The 3,154-nt window shown below is 65.5% G+C and carries 2 protein-coding genes and 1 pseudogene; all 3 read left to right on the top strand.

Features of this window, described 5'->3' with window-relative positions; translation table 11 throughout:
• Positions 1-1,088: chromosomal replication initiator protein DnaA (gene dnaA / locus MXAZACID_RS01690; RefSeq protein ID WP_008492288.1), on the top strand; the 1,088-nt coding region annotated here is incomplete at its 5' end.
• Positions 1,089-1,238: 150 nt separating this feature from the next.
• Positions 1,239-2,366, top strand: a complete 1,128-nt coding sequence (gene dnaN / locus MXAZACID_RS01695; protein ID WP_008492289.1) for a DNA polymerase III subunit beta — start codon at positions 1,239-1,241, stop codon at positions 2,364-2,366.
• A 210-nt stretch (positions 2,367-2,576) separates the two neighbouring features.
• Positions 2,577-3,154: pseudogene (locus tag MXAZACID_RS19960) on the top strand (DNA replication and repair protein RecF); the annotation flags it as partial.

Below are 3,154 nucleotides of genomic sequence, written 5' to 3' on the forward strand. Positions count from 1 at the left end.
CGGCCGCGCGGCCGGTGGCCGGGCAGGCGGCGATGCCGGCGCCGCGCCAGGAGAACATGGCCGGGCTGGACCAGCGTTTTACCTTCGAGACCTTCGTCGTCGGCAAGCCGAATGAATTCGCCTATGCCTGCGCGCGGCGGGTGGCCGAGAGCCCGGCGACGCCGGGCTTCAACCCGCTGTTCCTTTATGGCGGTGTCGGGCTGGGCAAGACCCATCTGATGCACGCCATCGCCTGGGAGCTGTCCACCAATGCGCGCGGCGGGCGGCCGGTCTCGGTGGCCTATATGTCCGCCGAGCGCTTCATGTACCGCTTCATCAACGCGCTGCGCTCGCAATCCACGCTGGAATTCAAGAACGAGCTGCGCTCCGTCGACGTGCTGATGATCGACGATCTGCAGTTCCTGATCGGCAAGGACAACACCCAGGAAGAATTCTTCCACACCTTCAACGCGCTGGTGGATGCGGGCAAGCAGATCGTCATCTCCGCCGACAAATCTCCGTCCGATCTGTCGGGGCTGGAGGATCGTCTGCGCACCCGGCTGGGCTGCGGCATCGTCGCGGATCTGCACGCCACCACCTTCGAGCTGCGCTATTCCATTCTGGAAGCCAAGGCGCAGCGCGCCGGGGTGGAGGTGCCGCCGAAGGTGGTGGAATTCCTCGCCCGCAAGATCACCAGCAATAACCGTGAGTTGGAAGGCGCGCTGAACCGCCTCGTCGCCCACGCCAACCTGTTCAACCGGCAGGTGACGCTGGATACCGCGCATGAGGTGCTGCACGATGTGCTGAAGGCGCATGACCGCAAGATCTCCATCCAGGAGATCCAGAAACGCGTCTGCGAGCATTATAATATCCGCATCGCCGAGATGAGCTCCGCCCGGCGGGCGCGCAACATCGCCCGGCCGCGCCAGGTGGCAATGTATCTGGCCAAGCAGCTCACCTCGAAGAGCCTGCCCGATATCGGCCGGCATTTCGGCGACCGCGACCATACCACCGTCATGCATGCGGTCTCGCGGGTGACCGAGCTGATCGGCCAGGATGCCGCCTTCGCCGAGGATGTCGAGCTGCTCAAGCGCATGCTGGAGAACTGAGCCCGCCTTTGCCGGTGGCGCGAAAGGGGCCCGCGGGGCCCCTTTTCTTTGGCCGAATCCCTGGCTTTGCAAGCCCCTGGTCAGCTTGCTACTCTAAGGCCCGAATCGCGCCGCAAACCAAGTGATTCGATCGCAGTCTGGAAGGGTATCATGAAGTTCAAGGCCGATCGCGCCACGCTGATGAAGTCGCTCGCTCACGTTCAGAACGTGGTGGAGAAGCGCAATACCATTCCCATTCTCGCCAACGTGCTGCTCTCGGTGCAGAATGGCCGGCTTTCCATCGCCGCGACCGATCTGGAGATCGCGCTGGTGGAAGAGGTGGCGGCGGAGACGCTGCGCGACGGCGCCATCACCGTGCCGGCGGCGACCTTGTATGAGATTGTCCGCCGCCAGCCGGAGAATGCGGTGATCGAGCTCGATCATCCGGGCGGGGACGCGCCGCTGGCGCTGCGCGCCGGGCGCTATTCCACCAGCCTGGTGGCGCTCTCGGTCGAGGAATTCCCGAAGCTCGATGCCGGCAAGCTCTCGCACAGCTTCGTGCTCTCGGCGATCGAGCTGCGCGGGCTGATCGACCGCACGCGCTTTGCCATCTCCACCGAGGAGACGCGCTATTATCTCAACGGCATCTATCTGCACGCCGCCGAGGGCCAGGACGGCCCGGTGATCCGCGCGGTGGCGACGGACGGGCATCGTCTGGCGCGCGTTGAGGAGCCGCTCCCGAGCGGGGCGGCTGGCATGCCCGGCATCATCGTGCCGCGCAAGACCGTGACCGAGCTGCGCAAGCTGCTGGATGAGGCGAGCGGCGAGGTGGAGGTGGCGCTTTCCGAGACGCGCATCCAGTTCACCATTGGCACGATGCGCCTGACCAGCAAGCTGATCGATGGCACCTTCCCGGATTATGACCGCGTGATCCCGCGCGGGAATGACAAGATCCTGCGGGTGGACAAGAAGGATTTCAACGATGCGGTCGGCCGCGTCTCGGCGATTTCGGCGGAGAAGCACCGGCCGGTGAAGCTCTCGCTGGCGAAGGAGCTGCTGGTGATCTCAGCGGCCTCCGCCGAGCAGGGCTCGGCCTCCGAGGAGCTGGGCGGGGATCTGGTGGATTACCAGTCCGGGCCGTTGGAAATCGGCTTCCAGGCGCGCTATCTTTCGGATGTCACCGACCAGATCAAATCCGGCAAGGTGGAATTCGCCTTCGCTGACGGCGCCGCGCCGACGCTGGTGCGTGAAGAGAATGACAGCTCGGCGGTTTATGTTTTGATGCCGATGCGGGTGTGAAGGTTTTGTGGCCCTTTTTGAAAAAAGGGCCATGCCCTCCGGCGGCTTTCCAGCACCGCTTCGCGGTGCTGGAACCTTGGCCGCCTGCGCCCAAAACCTTTTGCGCCTGGGTGCTGGGTGTTTTCCACGCCGTTGCCAGGGCTTCACCGCCAGTGAGCAAAAGTTTTTGGTGCCGCTTTTTTCAAAAAGCGGCAAAGGACCGCCGTCATATTGCTATCCCGCCTGACCCTCACCGATTTCCGCTCCTACGCCACGCTGCGCTTTGAGGCGCCGGCGCGGCGCCTGGTATTCACCGGCCCGAACGGCGCGGGCAAGACCAATCTGCTGGAAGCGGCCTCGCTGCTGGTCCCTGGGCGCGGCCTGCGCGGGGCAAAATTCGCCGAGCTGGCGCGCCAGGGCTGCGCCGGGGGCTGGGCGGTGGCCGCACAGTTTTCCAACGGGCTGGAGATCGGCACCGGGGCGGTGGAAGGGGCGCCGGAGCGGCGGGAATTCCGCCTCAACGGGGTGAAGCCCCGGGCGCAATCGGATGTCGCGGAGCAGCTCGCCGCTGTCTGGCTGACGCCACAGATGGACCGGCTGTTCACGGATACCGCGTCGGGCCGGCGTAAATTCCTGGATCGTCTGGTGATCGCGCTGGAGCCGTTCCATGCGCGCGAGATCGCGGCCTTCGAGAGTGCTTCCGCCCAGCGCAACCGGCTGCTGGCCGAGCCGCGTTACGACCCTGCCTGGGTGGCGGGGCTGGAGGATGCGATGGCGCGCCACGCCGTCGCCGCCACGGCGGCCCGGCT

It is taken from the genome of Acidocella sp. MX-AZ02, from assembly GCF_000306035.1.
GTDB classification, from domain to species: domain Bacteria; phylum Pseudomonadota; class Alphaproteobacteria; order Acetobacterales; family Acetobacteraceae; genus Acidocella; species Acidocella facilis.

Bases quoted from the DNA above. Each gene is read 5' to 3' on its own strand.
- dnaN (WP_008492289.1), top strand. From the start codon at position 1,239: ATGAAGTTCAAGGCCGATCGCGCCACGCTGATGAAGTCGCTCGCTCAC.